Source organism: Streptomyces aurantiacus, from assembly GCF_027107535.1.
Lineage (GTDB): Bacteria > Actinomycetota > Actinomycetes > Streptomycetales > Streptomycetaceae > Streptomyces.
Map to the genome: position 1 here is coordinate 6900155 of NZ_CP114283.1, position 21106 is coordinate 6921260.

Sequence of the window (21106 nt, forward strand, 5' to 3'; positions counted from 1 at the left end):
AGGACCGCATGGAGCCGCCGCCCGACCCGTCCGGGCGGCGGCTTCGTCGTGTCCGGCCGACCGGGTCCGGGCCGCCCGCCTGCCGGGTCCTCGGGCGGCCCGGACGGCGCCGCGCGGATCGGTGCACCCCGGTGCGGCCATGCGGACGGACACGCACTGTGGGTGAATTCGGTAGGAAACCGACCCGCAGAAGGGGCCCCATCATGCGTACTCGAACCCTGACCCTCGCCGCGGCCGGCGGTGCCGCGCTCCTCGCCGCGGCAACACTCCCCGCGGGCGCCGCCTCGGTACGCACGCAGGACGGCACGGTCACCGCCGCGGCTCTGCTCGCCGAGCTGACGTCCTGCGCGCAGATCTCGAAGGGCAGATACCGCACCGACGCGGGAGCGCCGGCCACCGTCCCCGTCTGCGGAAAGAACGGCGCGGTCTTCTGGAAGGCCGACATGGACATCGACTGCGACGGCCAGGCCACCGCCCGGTGCAACCGCCGCACGGATCCCTGGTTCCAGGACCAGACCGCCTTCCACCAGTCCGACGGCAGGCCGCTGAACTCCGAGAAGCTCCCCTATGTGGTGGTGCCCGGCCCCAGCCCCGTCTGGAACTACGCGAGCTCCGGAATCAGGGGCGGCAGCGTGGCGGCGGTGATCTACGGCGACAGGATCCAGTACGCGGTCGTCGGTGACACCGGCCCCTCGAAGATCATCGGGGAGGCCTCGTACGCCACCGCCCGGGGCCTGGGGATCGACCCCGATCCGGCGACCGGCGGCGCCGCCTCGGGGGTGACGTACCTCGTCTTCACCGGCACCCGGGTCACCCCTCTCGAAAGCCGTACCGCGACGGCGTCGCTGGGCGAGGAGCTGGCGGAGCGGTTCATCCGGAGCAACTGAGCACGGATGCCGGTCCGGTGCACCGGACCGGCATCCGGCTCGGCTCGGCTCAGACGGGCTGTCCGATCGGCCGTACGACCACCGTGTTCACATCGACTCCGCTCGGCTGCCGGATCGCCCACACGACCGACGCCGCGAGCTGGTCCGAGGTGAGGAGGTGTCCGGGCGGCAGGCTGCCGTAGTTGTCCCAGAACGGTGTCTCCACCCGGCCGGGCGAGATCAGGGTCACGCCCACTCCGTACTCGGTGACCTGCCGCCGGGTGTTCTCGGCGAGGCCGGTCACGGCCCACTTCGTCGCCCCGTAGATGTTGCCGGGTCCATGGATGTGCCCGGCGACACTGCCGACGAGCACGATCCTCCCCCGTGTCTCCTTCAGACGGTCGATCGACGCCCTGATGAGCAGCGCCGGCCCGAGCACGTTGGTGAGCACCATGTCCCGCCAGCCCGCCGGGTCACCCTCGGCGACGGTGTCGTGCGTGGCGTACCCGGCGTTGGCGACGACGGTGTCGAGCCGTCCGAACTCCTTCACCGTCGCCTCGACGGCCGCCTGGACGTGGTCGTAGTCGGCCGCGTCCCCGGGGATGGTCAGCAGCCCCGCGGGCTTCCCGAGTTGTTCCGCGAACGCGCGCAGCCGCGGTTCCCCGCGCCCTGTCACCGTCACCCGGTGCCCGGCGTCGAGCAGTTGCCGGGCGACCGCCGCGCCGATACCGCTGCCGCCGCCGGTGATCAGTGCCACTGGTGAGTCGGTCATGTCTTCCCCCATGTCGTGTTCCGCCAAGTGCCCGGAGTCCATCACTTGGAGCGCGCTCGATGTCAACACCCCTCGGTGGGCGTCGACTTCGGCGCGCGGGGCGGGCGCGGCCGGGCGGTCAGCACGTCCGCCGGTACGACACGGTGGGCAGGTGCGTGCGCCACTGTTCCGCGGCGTCCCCACCGTCCAGGTTCTGGGCCGGTCGCCCCTGTGACCGCGCGGCGCTCCAGGTCCTGGGCCGGTTACGGCGCGCTGATGCTCGCGACCTGTCTGCTGCACGAGTTCGCCGTCCTCGCGCCGGCCGCGCACGCGATCGCCGTCCCGCGCGTGGTCCGGCGCCGCTGGGCGGTGCGATGAAACGGGACGTGCTCAGGCCCCACTTCGAGGAGTGCGCCACGCGCGCGGTGCACGGGGCCCGGGTCACGGCATCCGCACGCCCGGGCCGCTGCTGAAAGGGCACGACCACGGCCGAGCGCCCTCGCCCCGGGCCCGGTGAGGCGAAGCTAGGGCTTCACGCCGACATACACCGTCAGCGCCGTGAGCACGAACACGTCCGGGCGGTGGAACACGCTTGCCCGGTCGTCCGGGTCGAGGAGCCGGTCGAGGGTGGCGAGGTCGTCGGCTTCGAGGCCTTCGGCGAGGCCCTCCCGGCGGTGGGTGAGAGCCGTGGCGACGAACGCACGGGCCTCGTCGGAGACGGGGGCCGGGAGGTCGAGCAGGAAGGTACGGGTCCCGGTGTGGCGCAGCCCGACCGCGGTCAGCAGGGCCGGCCAGTCCTCGACATCCTCGACGACGGCACCGGGCAGGTCGGCCCGCATCCGCGCGAACCACTCCTGCTCGACCGCGTCCACGCGGGCCTGCAGACCGGGGCGGCCGATGCCGATGTCGCGCGGGAGGTTGCGTGAGGGCAGGCCACCCTCCACCAGTGCGAGGGTCCCGCCGGGCGTGAGCCGGTCGGCGAAACCGGCGAGGGCGCCCCGCTGGTCGCCGACGTGGTGCAGGGACCTGCTCGCCCACAGGAGGTCGGCCGGGTACTCCAGGTCGCCGAGCCCGTCGCCGAGTTCGGCCTCCAGCGTGCTGAAACGGTCGGCGATCCCGAGGCGGGCGGCCCGGGCCCGGGCCGCCTCCAGAAGGGGCGCGGCACCGTCCACGGCGACGACCCTGGCCTTCGGAAACGTGTCGGCGAGCAGACAGGAGATGACCCCGGGGCCACTGCCCGCGTCCACGATCATCTCAGGATCGGGACGCAGCTCCCGCAGCCAGGCCGTCGCCTGCGTGTAGAGCGGGGTGAAGAGTTCGGCCTCCTGCTCCAGCATCGGAAGCATCTCGGCGAAGTCGATGTGGCTGTGCTCGTGGCTGTGGTTCTCGTCGTTTCCGTGGTCGTGCGCCATGGCTGCGAGCCTCTCGTTCGGGATACGGCCAGCGTGCTCCGCCTTCCCCGAAACAGCTACTCACCTTGCGGAAACAGCAAAGAGTTCCCCGCGCCCCTCTTGGAGGGGCGCGGGGCTCTCGCATCGTGCGGCCGCGCCGCGTGGCCGCGACCGGCCGCACTCAGCCGGCGGACGGACCCGTAGCCGAGGTGACCCGGCGCGGGCGGAGGGTCACAGTGCCGGGTACGCGTTCTTCATGAGCTCCTGGAACTGCGCCGAGAACCAGTGCCCGGACAGGGGCGCGTTCGCCAGCGCACCCGACATGTTGTTGTTGTTCCGCGGGTTGCCGGTGTACGTGGGGTCGCACATCCGGTCGAAGCCCTTGCCCTCGTCGTTCGGGATGGCGGTGCTCGACCCGTCCGACTCACCCGGCGGCTTCATCCACACGTACGCGTCGATACCGGCGGCCGGCGACGCCTGCGGCCGTTCGCCGAGACCGGCGCCCGACTGGTTGCACCAGTTGCCGGTGTTGAGGCGCCGGTCGAAGCGGCCTCCGTCGATGTAGGTGTCCACGTTGGTCGTCGCCCCGGGACCGGTGGGCCGGGCCGTGCCGCCCCATCCGTTGCGGGAGGTGTCGATCAGCATGCCGAGCCCGGAGGGGAAGCCGATCGAGACCAGCTGGTTGCGCATGGCCTGCGCGTAGGACTGCTCGTCGACGTACCGGTTCCAGTCGATCCACTTCGACGTACGGACCGAGGTACCGCCCACGGAGTCGTTGACCGTGAAGTGGTTCTCCTTGAGGGCGCTGTAGTTGGCGGTGTTGACGATGAAACCGTGCACATCGGCGAGGGTCGCGCCCTCGGCGGTGGCGGCCTCCTTGAACAGGGCGGCGGAGGGCGCGAAGTTGTCGTCCCAGCCGAGCCAGCCGTGGTGTCCGGCATCCACGTAGTTGTAGACGTTGGGCGCGTCGCCGAGCTTGTTCAGCGCGTAGCCGACGCCCTTGATGTAGTTGCCGTTCGCCTTCATCGTGTCGCAGTTCGCGGTGGCGGTGGCACGGGGTGAGACGTTCGTGACGAGGTTCGGCAGCGAGTCGATCTCGACGGTCGTGACGATCCGCAGGCCCGCGTACTTGGTGTCCTTGAGGATCGCCGCGATCGGGTCGATGTACTGGGTCTTGTACTTGTCGATCTCCGTCGGGCCGAGCTCGCCGTTGGACGCCAGGGCCGCGCAGTCACGGCCGGGCAGGTTGTAGATGACCAGCTGGACGACCAGTTCGTCGGAGCCCTTCTGCGCCAGTGCCGCGTCCAGGTGGGCACGCAGGCCCATGCCGCCGTTCACGCCGTTGATCGCGGCGGTCCGGTCGAGCCACACCCCGGTCGGCTGGTTGGCGATCCGGCTGCCCCCGGCTTCGGCGGTGGCCTTCGCCTTCCACTCCGGGTTCACGTACACCTTGGCGCCCGAGTACGGGTTGTCCACCTTGTTGCCCGGTCCGGGCGGCGGGTCCGTGGGTCCGGGGCCGGAGCCTCCGTCGTCGACGTTGCAGGTCACACCGTCGAGGGTGAAGGCCGTGGGCAGCGCGTTGGTGCCGCTGTAGGTGCCGTTGAACCCGAAGCTGACGGAACCCCCGGTCGCGAGGGTGCCGTTGTAGTTCTCGTTGGCCGCGGTGACGGCGGAGCCACTCTGGCTGAGCTTCGCGTTCCAGCCGCTGGTGATCTTCTGGTTTCCGGCGTACGACCACTTCACGGCCCAACTCGACTTGGCCGCGCTGTTGTTGGTCACGGTCACCGAGGTGGTGAAGCCGGTGTCCCACTGGTTCTGCACCTTGTAGTCCACGGTGCAGGGGACGGCGGCTGCGCCGACGTCCGCGGGTATCGCCGCGACGGCGGCGCCCGCGGTCCCGGCGACCAGCGCCATCGCCGCGAGAAGTGCTGTTCTGGTACGGCTCATGTGCGGGGTGTCCTATCCGTCGTGGGCGCGCTGAGGGTCACGCGGCCCGATGCCGAACGACGTGGGAGTGCCGTCGTGGTGGTGGTTCGGGGCCGGCCCGGAGCAGCGGTCCCGTGCCTTCCGGGTCCGGCCGGGGCAGTCGGTGCGCGCGTGTCGGACCACGTCGTGCCGCGGTCGACGAAGGAATGCGCGCAGGTGTTCTCACCGGTGCCGCCCGCGAAATGCGGTCCTCGGGCGGCCACCGGGGCGGGCATGCAGTTCCAGCAGCTCTCCGTGGCGCAGCTGTTGCGGTGCTGGAGGGCTCGCCGAACAGACCGAGGACGACGGTCGTGCCCTCGGAGGTGCTCACGGCCGAGGCCCGGCGGGACGGTGCGTACCGCATGCCGGGCATCGGCTTCTGGCAGCCGGCGCGCACGTCGGAGCAGCCCGACGAGGTGCCGGCGCACCGGCCGTGGGACCGGTGTGCTTGGAGCGTCGGTGCGTTTCGCGGCGCCCTGGAGGCCCCTGTCCCGCCGACCGGTGACGGAGTACTCCACCGTGCGGGCGGCAGCGGCTCCCGAAGCCGTGACGACCGGCGCGACCGCGGTGCCCATGGGGGCGAGTGCGGCTGCACCGACCGCTAAAAGAGGTAAACGCGGGGGGTGTCGCATGAGCGAGTCCTTGCAGTTCGGGCGCGCCGTTACGGACGCGTCGACTGATGGAACCGCTCCCACTGGTGCGGAAGAAGGTAGCGCCAAGTGTTGGCAAAGGACAGAGGCGCCGCACTGTTGATCTATCGAATCATTTCGACTCTTCAAGCACCTTGACCCCTTGCACCCCCATCTCCAATATGGGAGCGCTCCCACTGGTTCAAGGCTTGTTGCTCCTCCCCCCATCTCTGAGCCGCAAGGAGAGGAACCAGAACATGGCACCCAGACGCAGACGCCGTGCGCGGCGGATGTGGACCGCCGTGATGGCGGCCCTCGCCCTCCCGTTGACCACACTGGGGACCGGCGCAACTACCGCGCAGGCAGCCGCAGTTCAGTGCAGCGTCGACTACAAGACGAACGACTGGGGCTCCGGCTTCACCGCCGAGCTCACCCTCACCAACCGCGGCACGGAGGCGATCAGCGGCTGGGACCTGACGTACGACTACGCGGGCAACCAGAAGCTCAGCAACGGCTGGAACGGCACCTGGTCGCAGTCGGGGAAGACGGTCACCGCGAAGAACACGTCCTGGAACGGGACGATCGCGGTCGGGTCCGCCGTCACCACCGGCGCCCAGTTCACGTACAGCGGCGCCAACGCGGCGCCCACCTCCTTCGCGATCAACGGCACGTCCTGCACCGGCGCCCACCAGCCGCCGATCACCGTGCTGACCAGCCCCGCGGCCGGCGCCGTCTATTCCCAGGGCGACGCGGTCCCGCTCGCGGCGACCGCCGCCGCCGCGGACAACGCGACGATCAGCAAGGTCGAGTTCTACGACGACACGACCCTGCTGGGCACCGACACCAGCTCGCCCTACACGCTCTCGGCCACTGGGTTGACCGTGGGCAGTCATTCACTGCTCGCGAAGGCGTACGACAGCCTCGGCGCGTCGGCGGAGTCCACACCGGTCGGCATCACGGTCGCCTCCGGTCCCGCCGTGGTCGTTTCGCCGACCCAACTCGGCGTCCAGCAGGGCAAGACGGGCACGTACGACGTGAAGCTCTCGACCCGGCCCACGGCGAACGTGACCGTGACGACCGCTCGCGCGAGCGGCAACACGGGGCTGTCCGTCACCGGCGGGGCGTCGCTCACCTTCACCCCGTCGAACTGGAGCACGGCACAGAAGGTGACCGTCACCGCCAACGCCTCGGGCACCGGTTCGGCCGTCTTCGAGTCGACGGCCACCGGGCACGCCAAGGCCGCGGTCACCGTCACCCAGCTCGCCGCCTCGAAGGAGTACGACGCCCGCTTCCTGGAGCTCTACGGGAAGATCACCAACCCGGCGAACGGCTACTTCTCCCCCGAGGGCATCCCGTACCACTCGGTGGAGACGCTGATCGTCGAGGCACCCGACCACGGCCATGAGACGACCTCGGAGGCGTACAGCTACCTGCTGTGGCTCCAGGCCATGTACGGCAAGGTGACGGGCGACTGGACCAGGTTCAACGGCGCCTGGGAGATCATGGAGAAGTACATGATCCCCACGAAGGCCGACCAGCCGACGAACTCGTTCTACAACGCCTCGAAGCCGGCGACGTACGCGCCTGAACTGGACACCCCGAACGAGTACCCGGCACAGCTCGACAGCGGGGTCTCGGTCGGTCCGGACCCGATCGCCGCCGAGCTGAAGAGCGCGTACGGCACGGACGACATCTACGGCATGCACTGGCTGCAGGACGTGGACAACGTCTACGGCTACGGCAACTCGCCGGGCAAGTGCGAGGCGGGCCCGGCCGACACCGGACCGTCGTACATCAACACCTTCCAGCGCGGTGCGCAGGAGTCGGTGTGGGAGACCGTGCCGCAGCCGACCTGTGACGCCTTCAAGTACGGCGGCACGAACGGGTATCTGGACCTGTTCACCAAGGACGCCTCGTACGCGAAGCAGTGGAAGTTCACCAACGCCCCCGACGCCGACGCACGCGCCGTACAGGCCGCGTACTGGGCGGACATCTGGGCCGAGCAGCAGGGCAAGGGCTCCGCGGTCGCGGCGACCGTCGGCAAGGCCGCGAAGATGGGCGACTACCTCCGCTACTCCATGTACGACAAGTACTTCAAGAAGATCGGCAACTGCGTCGGCCCGTCGACCTGCCCGGCCGGCACCGGCAAGGACGCCTCGCACTACCTGCTGAACTGGTACTACGCGTGGGGCGGCGCGACCGACACCGCGGCGGGCTGGGCCTGGCGCATCGGCTCCAGCCACACCCACGGCGGCTACCAGAACCCCCTGGCCGCCTACGCGCTCAGCTCGTACGCCGACCTGAAGCCCAAGTCGGCGACGGGGCAGGCGGACTGGGCCAAGTCCCTGGACCGGCAGCTGGAGTTCTACCGCTGGCTGCAGTCCAGTGAGGGTGCCATCGCGGGCGGCGCGACCAACAGCTGGGCCGGCCGCTACGCGACTCCGCCCGCCGGGACGCCGACCTTCTACGGCATGTTCTACGACGAGAAGCCCGTCTACCACGACCCGCCGTCCAACCAGTGGTTCGGCTTCCAGGCGTGGTCGATGGAGCGGGTCGCCGAGTACTACCAGCAGACCGGTGACGCGGACGCCAAGGTCGTCCTCGACAAGTGGGTCGACTGGGCCCTGTCCAAGACCACGGTCAACCCCGACGGCTCCTTCCGCATCCCCAACACGCTCCAGTGGTCGGGCAAGCCCGACACGTGGAACGCGTCAAGTCCCGGTGGGAACACCGGACTTCACGTCACCGTCGCCGACTACACGAACGATGTCGGCGTGGCGGCCGCGTACGCCAAGACCCTGACGTACTACGCCGACCGTTCGGGTGACACCGAGGCGAGGACGACGGCGAAGGCGCTGCTGGACGGCATGTGGGCGAACAACCAGGACGCGCTGGGCATCGCGGTCCCGGAGACCCGCGCCGACTACAACCGCTTCGACGACCGTGTGTACGTGCCGAGCGGCTGGACCGGCACGATGCCGAACGGCGACACGATCAACTCCTCGTCCACCTTCGACTCGATCCGTTCCTTCTACGAGGACGACCCGGCCTGGTCGAAGATCGAGGCCTATCTGGCGGGCGGCGCCGTGCCCTCCTTCACGTACCACCGGTTCTGGGCCCAGGCGGACATAGCCCTCGCCATGGGCTCGTACGCGGAGCTCCTCGAATAAGTCCCCGCTGAAAGCTCCGCGGGAAGGCCGGTACGTCGGCTGCGGCTGTTCGCAGCCGGCCGCGCACCTCCCCGCGCCCCCGCACCGGGGCGCGGGGAGCGGCAGACCGTGCCGTCGGGCGGCCCCCACCCTCACCGGGGGCCGCCCCGCCTTTCGCATCCCCACCCCCACCTGCGCCTTCACCCCCCCCACATGCGAAAGAGGGGAGCACCGTGCGAAGAACCCCTGTCCTCACGGCCGTGCTCGGTCTCGCGGCCGGGCTGCTCGCGGGCACACCCCCCGCGCTGGCCGCGCAATCCGTCGAGAAGACCGCACCGTCGGTGTCCGTCGCCGCCGACACGTACACCTGGAAGAACGCGCGCATCGACGGCGGCGGCTTCGTCCCCGGCATCGTCTTCAACCGGTCCGAGAAGAACCTCGCGTACGCCCGGACCGACATCGGCGGCGCCTACCGGTGGCAGGAGTCGTCGAAGACCTGGACCCCGCTGCTCGACTCGGTGGGCTGGGACCGGTGGGGGCACACCGGCGTCGTGAGCCTCGCCTCCGACCCCGTCGCACCCAGCAAGGTGTACGCGGCCGTCGGCACGTACACGAACAGCTGGGACCCCGGCAACGGCGCCGTGCTCAGGTCGGCCGACCGGGGGGCGACCTGGCAGAAGGCGGACCTGCCGTTCAAGCTGGGCGGCAACATGCCCGGGCGCGGGATGGGCGAACGGCTCGCCGTCGATCCCCACCGCAACAGCGTGCTGTACCTGGGCGCGCCGAGCGGCAAGGGTCTGTGGCGGTCCACCGACTCGGGTGCCTCCTGGTCCCAGGTGACGAGCTTCCCGAACGTCGGCAACTACGTGCAGGATCCGACCGACACCAGCGGGTACGCCTCCGACAACCAGGGCATCGCCTGGGTCACCTTCGACGAGTCGACCGGCTCGGGCACGAACGCCACACGGACCCTCTACGTCGGCGTCGCCGACAAGGACAACGCCGTGTACCGCTCCACCGACGCGGGCGCGACCTGGTCCCGGCTGGCCGGACAGCCCACCGGGTACCTGGCCCACAAGGGCGTCCTCGACGCGGAGAACGGCTACCTGTACCTCGCGTACAGCGACAAGGGCGGCCCGTACGACGGCGGCAAGGGCAGACTGTGGCGGTACGCGACGGCGACCGGCACCTGGACGGACATCAGCCCGGTCGCGGAGGCCGACACCTACTACGGCTTCAGCGGACTGACCGTGGACCGGCAGAAGCCGGGCACCGTGATGGCGACCGCCTACAGCTCCTGGTGGCCCGACACGCAGATCTTCCGCACCACGGACAGCGGCGGGACCTGGACGAAGGCCTGGGACTACACCTCGTACCCGACCCGGTCGAACCGCTACACCATGGACGTCTCGTCCTCGCCCTGGCTGACGTGGGGCGCCAACCCCTCGCCGCCCGAGCAGACACCCAAACTCGGCTGGATGAGCGAGGCGTTGGAGATCGACCCGTTCGACTCCTCCCGCATGATGTACGGGACGGGCGCGACGATCTACGGCACCGAGAACCTCGGCCAGTGGGACAGCGGAGGCCAGTTCACCATCAAACCGATGGTGCGGGGCTTGGAGGAGACGGCGGTCAACGACCTGGCCGCTCCCCCGTCCGGCGGTGCCCAACTCCTCAGCGCACTGGGCGACATCGGCGGCTTCCGGCACACGGACCTCACCAAGGTCCCGTCGATGATGTTCACCTCGCCGAACTTCACCACCACGACGAGTCTCGACTTCGCGGAGTCCGGCCCGGGCACGGTGGTGCGGGTCGGCAACCTGGACTCGGGTCCGCACGTGGCGTTCTCGACGGACAACGGCGCCAACTGGTTCGCGGGCACCGACCCTTCGGGCGTGAGCGGCGGCGGCACGGTCGCCTCGGCCTCCGACGGCAGCCGGTTCGTGTGGAGTCCGGAGGGCGCGGGCGTCCACCACACGACCGGGTTCGGTACGTCGTGGTCGGCGTCCACCGGCATCCCGGCCGGTGCGGTCGTCGAGTCGGACCGGGTCGACCCGAAGACCTTCTACGGTTTCAAGTCCGGCAAGTTCTACGTCAGTTCGGACGGCGGCGCCTCCTTCACGGCCTCGTCCGCGACCGGGCTGCCGAGCGGCGACAGCGTGCGGTTCAAGGCGCTGCCCGGCACGAAGGGCGACGTGTGGCTGGCGGGCGGCGCGAGTGACGGCGCGTACGGGCTGTGGCACTCCACGGACTCCGGCGCGACCTTCACCAAGCTGTCGGGCGTCGAGCAGGCCGACACGATCGGCTTCGGCAAGGCGGCGGCCGGCGCCTCCTACCAGACGCTCTACACGAGCGCGAAGATCGGCGGCGTACGCGGCATCTTCCGCTCCACGGACAAGGGCGCGACCTGGACACGCATCAACGACGACGCCCACCAGTGGGGCTGGACGGGCGCGGCCATCACCGGCGACCCGCGGGTCTACGGGCGCGTGTACGTCTCGACGAACGGGCGCGGTGTCATCTACGGCGACTCGTCCGACGCAGGCGGCGGCGGAGGCGGTACGGATCCCCCGCCGACGGGCGCCTGCGCGGTCACCTACAAGATCACGAACCAGTGGTCGGGCGGGTTCCAGGCGGACGTCCAGCTCGCCAACACCGGCTCGGCCGCCTGGAACGGGTGGGCGCTCGGCTGGACCTTCCCCGACGGGCAGACCGTGACGCAGGCGTGGAACGCCGTACCCACGCAGTCCGGTACGGCGGTCACGGCGAAGAACGTGGGCTGGAACGGGAACGTGGCTGCCGGTTCCTCCGTGGGCTTCGGATTCACGGGGAGCTGGTCGGGATCGAACGGGAAGCCGACGGCGTTCAAGCTCGGCGACCAGTCCTGCACGGTGAACTGACGCACCGGGTGGGACAACTGGAAGGCGGCCGGGTCCTCCTGGCGTCATCGGACCCTGTCGGCGGCCGCCTTCCAGATGGCCGTGAGCCGCCGCAGCTGGAGCTTGTCACTGGTGGGCAGTGACTGGGCGTGGGAGCGTCGCAGGGTCAGGACGGTGGCGGGGATGTGGAGTTCGGCGCCGCATTCACCGTCCGCCACGGCGACGGCGATCTCCCGTTCACGCAGGGCGGCGTCGGCGCCCTGCGTGCGGTAGCCGGTCTTGAGCTGCTCGTAGGCCGTGTCGGGGGACGTGTAGGTGTATCCCTTGCCGCGCATGCACGTCCGCCAGTCGTTCATGACGCTGCGGTACTTCGGGGACTTCTCCACGCGGGAACCGAGCCCGCTGTTGAGATTCTGCGGGAAATAGGCGATGGACACCCAGTCGTCGAGGCTTCCGTAAAGAGATGTACGGCTTTTTGCCTCGCAGCCACGCGCCGAGAAGGTGATGTTCCGACCGCCCCCGAACCTCATCTCACGAAAGTCCGTGGCACCGCCCCGCAGAGCTTTCATGTAGGCGTCGGCCTTCTTCTTCGACAGCCCGGCCAGATGGGCGTCGTTGGCCGCGGCGCCGACCGGTTCCTTTTCGGAGGCGTACTGAGCGGCGAGGCCATAACCCCTGCTGCGTCGCTCCTGCATGTTCAGGGAGCGTTCCTCATCGGATTCGGCCGTCGGGTCCGCCGATTCGGCGCGGTAGCGGAATCCCTGCGCTGCCATGCAGGCCGATATGAGTTCCGATTCCGCGTTCGCGAGATCGACGCTGGTCCGGGTGTAGGTCCCGGAACGGGTGAGGAGGTCGAGTTCGGCGCCGGTGAGTTCAGTGCTGGTCGCATCACTGCCGGTGGTGGATGTCCCGCACGCGGTCAGCGCGAGAACGCCCGCCACCGCGCAGGCGAGCGGGGCAAGTCGCATGGTGCCCGGACCCTCTCGGTCGGTGGGTGGGAAGGCGGAGCAGAAGGCGCGGTGTCCGCGGGCAGTTGCCCGCGGACACCTTGGAACGGCAGGGTTCCCTGGGCGCCGGTTACGGCACGGGGCCGCCGCACGCCGAGCTCGTACCGCCGGAGGCGGTTGCCCAGCTGTTCGAGGAGACGGCGTTGTTGAACGTGGAGTTGAAGTTCCCGCCCGAACCGCGCAGGACCATGCCCGCGGTGCCCGTGTAGGACTTCCCGGTCCAGACGATGGCTTCGCAGCTGTTTCCGTTGTTGTAGTCCGAGGACGCGCAGTTGTCCCAGTTGTTGTTGGGGCAGTCGCCACGGCTGAAGACGGACCAGTCGGCGTTCCTACCGGAGAGTTCACCCGGATTTCCCGACGGTGAGTAATTGGCGTTCGGCCAGAAGCAGAAGTTTCCCGGACTGCATCCGGCCGGCGCCGCGGCAATCTTCACCGATGTGAGCGCCACCGCCCCGGACACCGAATCCTGACTCCCGGAACTGTTCGCCGAACTGGCCGCCGAGGTACCGGCCATGCCACCCAGCAGGAGTACCACTCCTGCGATCATGGCCAATATACGTCTCATCATTCCCCCTGACTCTTCGAGTGGGTCGCCTTCACTATTGCCAGCACCCGCCCCACCTGGCCATGCTGTGTCGCCAGAGGGAAAAAGCCGTGGCTGCAGGGGGGAACGGCATGCTCCGGATCCACTTCACGGACGCCGACCTGGCAACGACCCGGGTGGCCACGGCACCGGACGCACTCTGGGAGGTGGCCGCGAGCCTGCACCGCTTCCAGACCCGCGCGGGCCGGTGGGCGTACGCCGAGTGGTACCGGACCACCCACGCCCGATTACGTGAGCGGCAACTGAGCCGCACGGTGCGCGAGGTGCTCCTGCCGCTGTTTCCCAGAGCCCGGTACTTCCCCGACTTCCTGACACCCGGCCGGCCGAGCGGTGCCGGCGAGGGGCTGGACGCCGGACTCGACGCCATCGTGTCCACACCGGCCGGCCGGGTGAGCCATGAACTGGCCCTGCTGGAACGGAGAGTCGGAGCGCCGGCGTGGGTGCGACGGCTGACCGGCACGCAGGAGCGCCGGGAACTCGTGGCCGCGATCCGCGCCTACCACGACGTCGCCGTGCGCCCGTTCGCCGACCGGATCCACGCTCATCTGGAGGCCAAGCGGTCGTCGTCCTGCCGCCACCTGCTCGATGGGGGTGTCCAGGGGATGCTGGCCGGACTCGGGTCCGCCATGCGCTGGGAGCCGCCGGTCCTCCACGTCCGCTACGCGGCGGACCGGGACCTGCATCTGGGCGGCCGGGGCATACGGCTCGTACCGTCCTACTTCTGCTGGGACAACCCCGTCAGCCTGGCCGACCCCCAGCTGCCGCCCGTGCTGTTCTACCCCTTGCTGCACGAACCGGCCGCAACGACTCTCGCCACCCCGCTGACCGCACTGCTCGGGCGCACCCGGGCGACCGTGCTGCGCGTCGCGGCGTCGGGAGCGGGCGCCACCACCGGGGAGATCGCCCGCGCGGCGGGGATCTCCCCGTCCTCCGTCAGCAAACACGCCGGGGTGCTGCGCGGCGCGGGTCTGCTGGTCAGCAGCCGACACGGCGGGAACGTACTGCACACCCTCACCCCGGCCGGTGCGTCCATGCTCCGCGCCGACGCCCGGGCCTCGACGGCGGCCCCGGGGCCCGCTGCCGCTGCCGCACGCTGAGGGAAGGCCGCGGCTGCGCAGGACACGCACAGCCGCTCCTGCCCTCCCCTCAGACGCGGGTGTTCTCCCTGTTCACGGGGTGTAGACCGTCGGCCTGGGGGCCGTCGGCATGCCGTTGCCGATGAAGAAGCTCGGGTGCGGCGGCTGGTTGTAAGCCGTGTTCTGCCAGGCGATGGCCGTGCGGTACATCGTGTCGTGCAGCAGGGTCGTGATCTTCGCGCTGGTCTCGTGGGGTGTGGAGTAGATCCGCAGGGCCCTGTTGTCGCCGGTAGCCCAGACGACCTCCTCGCGCCAGTCGCCGAAGAGGTCGCCCGAGAGGGCCGGGGTCGCCTTGGTGCCGTTGTTGGAGTGCACGGAGGCGCCGGTCAGCAGGCGGGTGTCGGACGAGGTGCCGTACTTGTCGATGCGGGTGCCGTCGAGGAGTTCACGGGTGGTGTCGCCGTCCCACCAGCTCACGAAGTTGATGCTGGACGGTTCCCGGCCGAGTGAGGCGCCACCGGCCGAGCGAAGGGTGGTGTCGGAGGCGGACCAGGCCTCGGCGCCCGCGCTGCCTGCGTAGATGTCGGCGGCGACCCCTCGGCCGTTGTCCCCGCCGGAGGCCGTCTGCCACAGGCGGGAACCGGTGCGCGCGTCGGCCATCCAGGAGCCCGGCTGGGACGAGGACTCCGAGACCTTGAAGTACTCCAGGCCCGCGCGGGACGGATTGAGGTCCCCGACATGGCCCGCGTCACCGTGGCCCAGCTTCGTGGTCCACAGCCCGTTGCCGTTGTCGTCCACGGTCATGGCGCCGTACACGATCTCGTCCCTGCCGTCGGCGTCCACGTCCGCGACGGACAGACTGTGGTTGCCCTGGCCGTCGAAGCCCTTGCCCGCGTTGGTCGACGAGCTGGAGTCGAAGGTCCAGCGCCGGGTGAACGCGCCGCCCCGCCAGTCCCAGGCCGCGATCACCGAGCGCGTGTAGTAGCCGCGCGCCATGACGAGCGAGGGCCGGGCGCCGTCCAGATAGGCGGTGCCCGCGAGGAAGCGGTCCACGCGGTTGCCGTACGAGTCGCCCCACGACGAGACCGTGCCACGTGCCGGGACGTAGTCGACGCTCTGCATCGCCCTGCCCGTCTGGCCGTTGAACATGGTCAGGTACTCGGGCCCGGACAGGACGTAGCCGCTGGAGTTGCGGTGGTCGGCCGACGCGCTGCCGATGACGGCGCCCGTCCCGTCGACCGTGGCGTCGGCGGTCTTCATGGCGACCTCGGCCTTGCCGTCGCCGTCGTAGTCGTAGACCTGGAACTGCGTGTAGTGCGCGCCCGAGCGGATGTTGCGGCCGAGGTCGATGCGCCACAGGCGGGTGCCGTCGAGCCTGATGCCGTCGACGACCGTGTTGCCGGTGTAGCCCGACTGGGAGTTGTCCTTGGCGTTCGTGGGCTGCCATTTGAGGACGAAGTCGAGTGCGCCGTCGCCGTCGAGGTCGCCGACCGAGGCGTCGTTGGCCTCGTAGGTGTACGCGACGCCGTCCGGGGTGGTGCCGCCGGCGGGCGGGGTGATGGGCACGTCCTTGTATCCGGTGCGGAACTGGACCGCGTGGACGGAGTCGCCCTGCTCGACGCCGCCCACGACCGCGCGGACCGTGTAGTCGGCCTGCGAGGGCGCGCCGGAGTGGAAGTAGTTCGTCGAGCCGGTGACGGGGGCCGGGTTGACCTTCGTACCCGCCCGGTAGACGTTGAACGACACGTCGTTCGGGTCGGTGCCGAGCCAGCGCCAGCTGACGAGGTTGCCTGCGTCGGTGTGGACGCTGACGACACCCCGGTCCAGTTTCTCGACCTGCCGCGCGGTCGCGGCCTGCGCCGGTGCCGCGGTGAGCGCGGTGAGTCCGGCGGCGGCGAGGGCGCCGGTGAGCACGGTGGAGAGGACGAGCCGGGTCCTGCCGCGTCTGCGATGCGGGTGCTGCACGGTGAGTACCTCCCTGGGGGAGCAGACGGGTTCTGCTACGTCAGTCGCCGCCGGAGGTACGGAGGTTGCCCGATTCGACAAGCGCTTTCTACTTGGCCTCCCCGCGCCCCGTGGACACTTCCCCGTAGGTGCGGGCCAGCTCGGCGACCGTGTCCGCGATCCGCGCGCGCAACGCGGCCGGCTCCAGCACCTCGATGTCCCTGCCGAGGCGCAGGAACTCTGCGTGGGCGTGCTCGACGGACTCGATGGGGACGGTGGCCCGGATCCAACCGCTGTGTTCCGTGCGGCCGCCTGCGCGCACCGCGTCCCCCGCCGGCCCGGCGAGGCGGACGCCGGGGGCGAGCCGGACCACGGCCTCGGCCCGGTGCAGGCGGTCGTGGAAGTCCCGCTGGTGGCCGGTCCAGTACGCGCCGAGGTCGAACCCGTCGGGGCGGGCGAACTCCTCGTCGCTGGTTGCCAGTTCGAGGATCTGGTCGACACGGAACGTACGCGGTCCGGGGCCCGCGACGACGTACCAGCGGCCGGCCTTGAGGACGAGGCCGTACGGTTCGAGGCTGCGCCGCACGTCGGTCGGCTCGCGCCAGCGGCGGTACAGGACATGAAGGACCCGGCTGTTCCAGACGGCGTCCGCGACCGCCGGGAGGAAGGGGACGGCACCGTCGGCGGCGTCCGCGTACCAGCCGGGCGCGTCCAGGTGGAAGCGGCCGCTGATGCGGTCGGCGTGCGCGCGCAGCTCGCGCGGCAGGGCGGCGCGCACCTTGAGCTGGGCGGCGGCCAGCAGAGGGCCGAGCCCGAGCTCGGCGGCGGGGCCCGGCACTCCGGCGAGGAAGAGCGCCTCGGCCTCGCCCGCGGTGAGGCCGGTCAGCCGCGTGCGGTAGCCGTCGAGGAGCCGGTAGCCGCCGGCGTGACCGGCGTCGCCGTACAGCGGGACACCGGCGGCGCTCAGCGCCTCGACGTCCCGGTAGACCGTGCGCACCGAGACCTCCAGCTCCTGAGCCAGATCGGCGGCGGTCATGCGGCCCCGGGTCTGGAGCAGCAGGAGGATCGAGACGAGGCGCGCCGACTTCATCTCCGCAGAATGCCAGGCTTCACTGACAGGAGATGTCAGTGAAGCGGACCTACCGTCCCCTCATGGCCTTCAAGGAGAAACTTCTGACCGTGCCGCCGCCCATCGAGGTGGCGGGCCGGCGGATCAAGCGCTACCACGTCACCGCCAACGCGGCGGGCATCGCGCCCGACGTCGAGGAGGCGGCCTACGCGATGCTGCCGAAGCTGCTTCCCGAGGCGGACGGCACCCCGCCGGCGACGTTCGTCGTGCTGCACCGGGGCGGCGACGACGGCGCCTACCTCAACGCGTACAGCTGGACGTGGGACAACGTCCTGCACTTCAGGGGTGCTTGTGCCGGTCAGCCGGTGCTCGGCTGCCCGGACCGGGAGCCCACGCACTTCATCACCCTGGACCGGCCGTGGATCGGGTGTGTCTGGGAACTGCCGCCGATCCTGCACGAACGCGACGCCTGGGTACGGCACATGCTCGCGCCCGACGCTCCCGACCTCGACGCCTACCTGGCCGACCGCCTTCCCGAGGGCACGACGGGAGACCGTTCATGAACGCGCCCCTCGACGCCGCGCCCGCCGGCCCGCAGGACTTCGGCTTCCTCGTCGGCGAGTGGGACGTCGCGCACCGCCGCCGCACCGACTTCCTGGACGCCGGGAGCGCCTGGGCCGAGTTCCCCGCCACGAGCCGCTGCTGGAGCCTGTTCGACGGGGCCGGCAACATCGACGAGATGGACGTGCCCGGTCAGGGGTGGAAGGGGCTGACCCTGCGGCTGCGCGACCGCGAGAGCGGACTGTGGTCGCTCAACTGGTCCAGCAGCCGCAGCGGCCGGCTGTTCCCGCCCGTCATCGGCGGGTTCACCGACGGGCGCGGTGACTTCTACGGCGACGACACCTGCGACGGCAAGGACGTGCGGGTGCGGTACGTGTGGTCGGGGATCTCGCGGGACACGGCCCGCTGGGAGCAGGCGTTCTCGGTGGACGGCGAGAAGTCGTGGGTGACCAACTGGGTCATGGAGTTCACGCGTCGGCAGGCCCCGGCTTGCGGAACGCCCGCAGGCTGAACTCCGGTTCCGCGCGCGGGACATGCTGGTCCGGCAGCTGCTCCAGGCGGTACGCGAGCTTCTCGGCGAGGGGCGTGCCCGGCGGCAGCAGGGTGTACCAGCCGCGGCGCACGTCGGCCGCGGTCCGCGCGGGTGTCCGCCCCTGGCCGCAGCCGCGGAAGGAGGCCCGCCCCGCCGGAAGCAGTGCGTGCCGGCCGGCGTACGAGGCGACGAGGTCGCACCGGTCGCGGGCGGTGCGACGGGGGCGCGGGGCCATCACCGCGTCGATGTCGCTGCGCACGTCGTGCGAGGCGGCCTTGTCGACGGTCGTGACGAAGACGCCGCCGGGGCGCAGCACCCGGGCCGCCTCGGCCACGACCTGCTCCGCGTCGTCCAGGAGGTGCAGCAGCCAGATCGCCGAGACGGCGTCGAACGTCGCTGTGGGGAAGGGGAGTTGGCGGGTGTCGGCCAGCACGACACGGCCCGGTACCCGGTCGGCGGCCCGTCGCAGCATGCCGGTCGCCGCGTCGGCGCCCGTCACGTCGAGACCGGCCGCCACGAGCCGGCGGGTGACGCTGCCGGTGCCGCAGGCGGCGTCCAGGAGGGTGCCGGCGTTGCCGGGGATCAGTCCGAGCACGGCGCTCGCGGCCGCGGCGGCACGGCGTTCGCCGCCCCGTGACGCGTCGTAGCGCTCGGCCTCCTTGTCGTAGTCGAACGCCGGCGCGCTCAACTCGCGCCGTGCCCGGCGGAGAGTTCCTCGACCCGGTGGGCCAGTTCGAAGTCCTTCTCGGTGACGGCGCCGCCCACGCTGTGCGTGTTCACCGTGAGGGAGACGGTGTCGTAGCCGAGCGTGAGGTCGCAGTGGTGGTCCAGCTCGTCCTGCACCTGGGCGATGTGCACGACCAGGGCGGCCGCGGCGAAGTGCGAGCCCAGCCGGTAGGACCGGGCGATCCTGTCGCCGTCCAGGGACCAGCCGGGCAGCTCCGCGAGGCGGTCCTCGATCTCCTTCTGCGAAAGCGGTTCGAGGGGCACGGTCTCGCTCCTTCCGTGATGTCGGCTTCCTTGGGGCCGGTGAGCGAACCGAGCCGCGTCACCACGCCCTGGATCTCCTCAGCGTCCCACAGTCGGGCTCTCCCGTCCCTGGTCAGACGGGTCCCCGCAGCGCGGCGAGGTCCGCATTCGGCCGCCCGGCGGCGCGTCGGCCCATGGGTGACCCGTGAGTGACACATCGACTACGGTCGGGGTATGACCACCTCCGCGTCCGCCTCCGGATCCGTCAGCACGTCCGCCGGCGCCCCGGGCGGCACCTCCGCGGCCGACCAGGGGGTCGGGCCGCTGCTGCGCGGCTGGCGGGAGCAGCGCCGGGTGAGTCAGCTGGAGCTGGCGCTGCGGGCCGGATCGTCGGCGCGGCACATCAGCTTCGTCGAGACGGGCCGCTCCCGGCCGAGCGAGGAGATGGTGCTGCGCCTCGCCGAGCACCTGGACGTACCGGTGCGGGACCGCAACGCCCTTCTGCTCGCGGCCGGTTACGCGCCCCGCTATCCGGAGACCCCGCTGGACGATCCGGCGCTGGACGCGCTGCGCGAGGGGGTGGAGCGGCTGATCCAGGGTTACGAGCCCTATCCGGCGCTGGTCGTGGACGCCACGTACCACGTGGTCGCCGCCAACCGGGGCATCGCGATGCTCCTCGACGGCCTCCCCGAGCGGCTGCTCGCCCCTCCGCTGAACGCGATGCGCCTGACGCTGCACCCCGAGGGCCTGGCGCCCAGGATCCGCAACCTGCGTGAGTGGCGCGGCCATCTGCTGGCCCAGATGGAGCGGGACATCGCCCTGCGCCGCTCGGATGCGCTGCGGGCCCTGTACGAGGAGGTGGCGGCCTATCCGCACCCCTCCTCGGAGGAGTCCTCCCTCTTTCCCGACGAGGAACCGGCGGAGCCGGTCCCCTACTTCGCGCTGCCGATGCAGATCGAGCACGACGGACGGCTGCTGTCCTTCATCTCGTCCATCTCCACGTTCAACACGCCCATGGACGTGACGGTCGCCGAGCTGGCCATCGAGACGCTGCTCCCGGCCGACCCGGCGACGGTCAAGTACCTGCAGTCGCTGATGTCCTGACGTGCGATCAGCCATTGCTGCACCCGCGGGCCGTCAGCTTTTCCGCATCGCCCGCAGTGCCGCGTACTGAACCAGCGCGAACCCCGCCACGGTCAGCGCCTGCACCGGCGTCCACACCGCTCCGGCGGTGCTGGGCGACAGCCAGAGGGCGAGCGCCACGAAACTCAGGGCCGCCCAGGCGAGGTTGATCTCGATCACGGCGCGCACGGGCAGTACGGGAGGCCGCCGGCGTGAGGCCAGGAGGGCGACTGCGGCCCCGTACACGGTGAGCGGGACGCCGAGGACGAGCAGCAGCTCCGGGTCGACGCCGAGCAGCCGCCCCAGCGGGCCGGACGCGACGAGGTAGGCGACGCCGTTCGCGCCGGTCACCACGGCGTCGAGCGCCAGGAAGCGGCGCAGCATGGTCTGCGGGTCGGTGGTGCGGGCCAGGGCGGTGAGCTGGGCTGCGGACATGGCGGATCACCCTCCGTCGAGGTCGGTTTCGGCTGGTCGGACCTGGTTCCCGGACCGGAGTGCGCCGGCCCGGGAACCAGTACGCACACCATGCCGCGCGCCACCGGTGGCGGTCGATTACCAGCGAGGTAATGACGACCTCCCGGATCAGGTGAGG

The 21106-nt window shown here is 70.7% G+C and carries 18 protein-coding genes; 8 read left to right on the plus strand and 10 right to left on the minus strand.

Annotated elements, in window-relative coordinates; genetic code table 11:
* Positions 1 to 203 precede the first annotated feature (203 nt).
* Complete coding sequence (locus O1Q96_RS32680; protein WP_269251580.1) at positions 204 to 887, plus strand: glycoside hydrolase family 75 protein; 684 nt, start codon at positions 204 to 206, stop codon at positions 885 to 887.
* 49 nt (positions 888 to 936) lie between these two features.
* Here O1Q96_RS32680 and O1Q96_RS32685 read toward each other — a convergent pair whose 3' ends face one another.
* The gene (locus O1Q96_RS32685) at positions 937 to 1638 is read right to left on the minus strand and encodes an SDR family oxidoreductase (RefSeq protein ID WP_269251581.1); all 702 of its coding nucleotides are present in this window, start codon (positions 1636 to 1638) and stop codon (positions 937 to 939) included.
* Between the two features lie 210 nt (positions 1639 to 1848).
* Here O1Q96_RS32685 and O1Q96_RS32690 point away from each other — a divergent pair, with 210 nt between their 5' ends.
* On the plus strand, positions 1849 to 1995 hold the full coding sequence (locus O1Q96_RS32690; RefSeq protein ID WP_269251582.1) for a hypothetical protein: 147 nt from the start codon (positions 1849 to 1851) through the stop codon (positions 1993 to 1995).
* A 146-nt stretch (positions 1996 to 2141) separates the two neighbouring features.
* Here the strand turns inward: O1Q96_RS32690 and O1Q96_RS32695 are convergent, their stop codons facing one another.
* Together O1Q96_RS32695 and O1Q96_RS32700 are read right to left on the minus strand one after the other, a co-directional pair.
* Positions 2142 to 3029, minus strand: coding sequence for a class I SAM-dependent methyltransferase (locus O1Q96_RS32695; protein ID WP_269251583.1), 888 nt, complete (start codon positions 3027 to 3029; stop codon positions 2142 to 2144).
* A 210-nt stretch (positions 3030 to 3239) separates the two neighbouring features.
* On the minus strand, positions 3240 to 4955 hold the full coding sequence (locus O1Q96_RS32700; protein WP_269251584.1) for a glycoside hydrolase family 6 protein: 1716 nt from the start codon (positions 4953 to 4955) through the stop codon (positions 3240 to 3242).
* A gap of 904 nt (positions 4956 to 5859) precedes the next feature.
* On the opposite strand from O1Q96_RS32700, the gene O1Q96_RS32705 reads away from it, so the two are divergent.
* Both O1Q96_RS32705 and O1Q96_RS32710 read left to right on the plus strand, forming a co-directional pair.
* Complete coding sequence (locus O1Q96_RS32705) at positions 5860 to 8772, plus strand: glycoside hydrolase family 48 protein (protein ID WP_269251585.1); 2913 nt, start codon at positions 5860 to 5862, stop codon at positions 8770 to 8772.
* 212 nt (positions 8773 to 8984) lie between these two features.
* The gene (locus tag O1Q96_RS32710) at positions 8985 to 11651 is read left to right on the plus strand and encodes a cellulose binding domain-containing protein (RefSeq protein ID WP_269251586.1); all 2667 of its coding nucleotides are present in this window, start codon (positions 8985 to 8987) and stop codon (positions 11649 to 11651) included.
* 44 nt (positions 11652 to 11695) lie between these two features.
* Here O1Q96_RS32710 and O1Q96_RS32715 read toward each other — a convergent pair whose 3' ends face one another.
* Both O1Q96_RS32715 and O1Q96_RS32720 read right to left on the minus strand, forming a co-directional pair.
* Positions 11696 to 12598, minus strand: a complete 903-nt coding sequence (locus O1Q96_RS32715) for a hypothetical protein (protein ID WP_269251587.1) — start codon at positions 12596 to 12598, stop codon at positions 11696 to 11698.
* 109 nt (positions 12599 to 12707) lie between these two features.
* Complete coding sequence (locus O1Q96_RS32720; RefSeq protein WP_269251588.1) at positions 12708 to 13184, minus strand: peptidase inhibitor family I36 protein; 477 nt, start codon at positions 13182 to 13184, stop codon at positions 12708 to 12710.
* A 107-nt stretch (positions 13185 to 13291) separates the two neighbouring features.
* On the opposite strand from O1Q96_RS32720, the gene O1Q96_RS32725 reads away from it, so the two are divergent.
* On the plus strand, positions 13292 to 14338 hold the full coding sequence (locus O1Q96_RS32725; RefSeq protein ID WP_331276080.1) for an ArsR/SmtB family transcription factor: 1047 nt from the start codon (positions 13292 to 13294) through the stop codon (positions 14336 to 14338).
* A 72-nt stretch (positions 14339 to 14410) separates the two neighbouring features.
* Here O1Q96_RS32725 and O1Q96_RS32730 read toward each other — a convergent pair whose 3' ends face one another.
* Positions 14411 to 16282, minus strand: a complete 1872-nt coding sequence (locus tag O1Q96_RS32730) for a rhamnogalacturonan lyase (protein WP_269251589.1) — start codon at positions 16280 to 16282, stop codon at positions 14411 to 14413.
* A gap of 88 nt (positions 16283 to 16370) precedes the next feature.
* Positions 16371 to 17351 carry a helix-turn-helix transcriptional regulator gene (locus tag O1Q96_RS32735; protein ID WP_269251590.1) on the minus strand — a complete coding sequence of 327 codons (981 nt, stop codon included), beginning with the start codon at positions 17349 to 17351 and terminating at the stop codon, positions 16371 to 16373.
* A gap of 62 nt (positions 17352 to 17413) precedes the next feature.
* Between O1Q96_RS32735 and O1Q96_RS32740 the strand changes: the two genes are divergently transcribed.
* Both O1Q96_RS32740 and O1Q96_RS32745 read left to right on the plus strand, forming a co-directional pair.
* Positions 17414 to 17893 (plus strand): hypothetical protein, encoded by a 480-nt coding sequence (locus O1Q96_RS32740; RefSeq protein WP_269251591.1) that lies wholly within the window; start codon positions 17414 to 17416, stop codon positions 17891 to 17893.
* Entirely contained in the window at positions 17890 to 18402 is a 513-nt protein-coding gene (locus O1Q96_RS32745) for a hypothetical protein (protein WP_269251592.1), read from the plus strand. Before O1Q96_RS32740 ends, O1Q96_RS32745 begins: the two co-directional genes overlap by 4 nt.
* Here O1Q96_RS32745 and O1Q96_RS32750 read toward each other — a convergent pair.
* Both O1Q96_RS32750 and O1Q96_RS32755 read right to left on the minus strand, forming a co-directional pair.
* Positions 18359 to 19111: a class I SAM-dependent methyltransferase gene (locus tag O1Q96_RS32750; protein WP_269251593.1), complete on the minus strand. Its 753-nt coding sequence runs from the start codon at positions 19109 to 19111 to the stop codon at positions 18359 to 18361. The genes O1Q96_RS32745 and O1Q96_RS32750 overlap by 44 nt on opposite strands.
* Entirely contained in the window at positions 19108 to 19413 is a 306-nt protein-coding gene (locus tag O1Q96_RS32755; protein WP_269251594.1) for a 4a-hydroxytetrahydrobiopterin dehydratase, read from the minus strand. The genes O1Q96_RS32750 and O1Q96_RS32755 overlap by 4 nt, the downstream gene beginning before the upstream one ends.
* A 213-nt stretch (positions 19414 to 19626) precedes the next feature.
* Between O1Q96_RS32755 and O1Q96_RS32760 the strand changes: the two genes are divergently transcribed.
* On the plus strand, positions 19627 to 20496 hold the full coding sequence (locus tag O1Q96_RS32760) for a helix-turn-helix domain-containing protein (protein ID WP_269251595.1): 870 nt from the start codon (positions 19627 to 19629) through the stop codon (positions 20494 to 20496).
* A gap of 33 nt (positions 20497 to 20529) precedes the next feature.
* Here the strand turns inward: O1Q96_RS32760 and O1Q96_RS32765 are convergent, their stop codons facing one another.
* A complete protein-coding gene (locus O1Q96_RS32765) occupies positions 20530 to 20949 on the minus strand; it encodes a hypothetical protein (protein ID WP_269251596.1) in 420 nt (139 codons plus the stop codon).
* Positions 20950 to 21106: the final 157 nt, after the last annotated feature.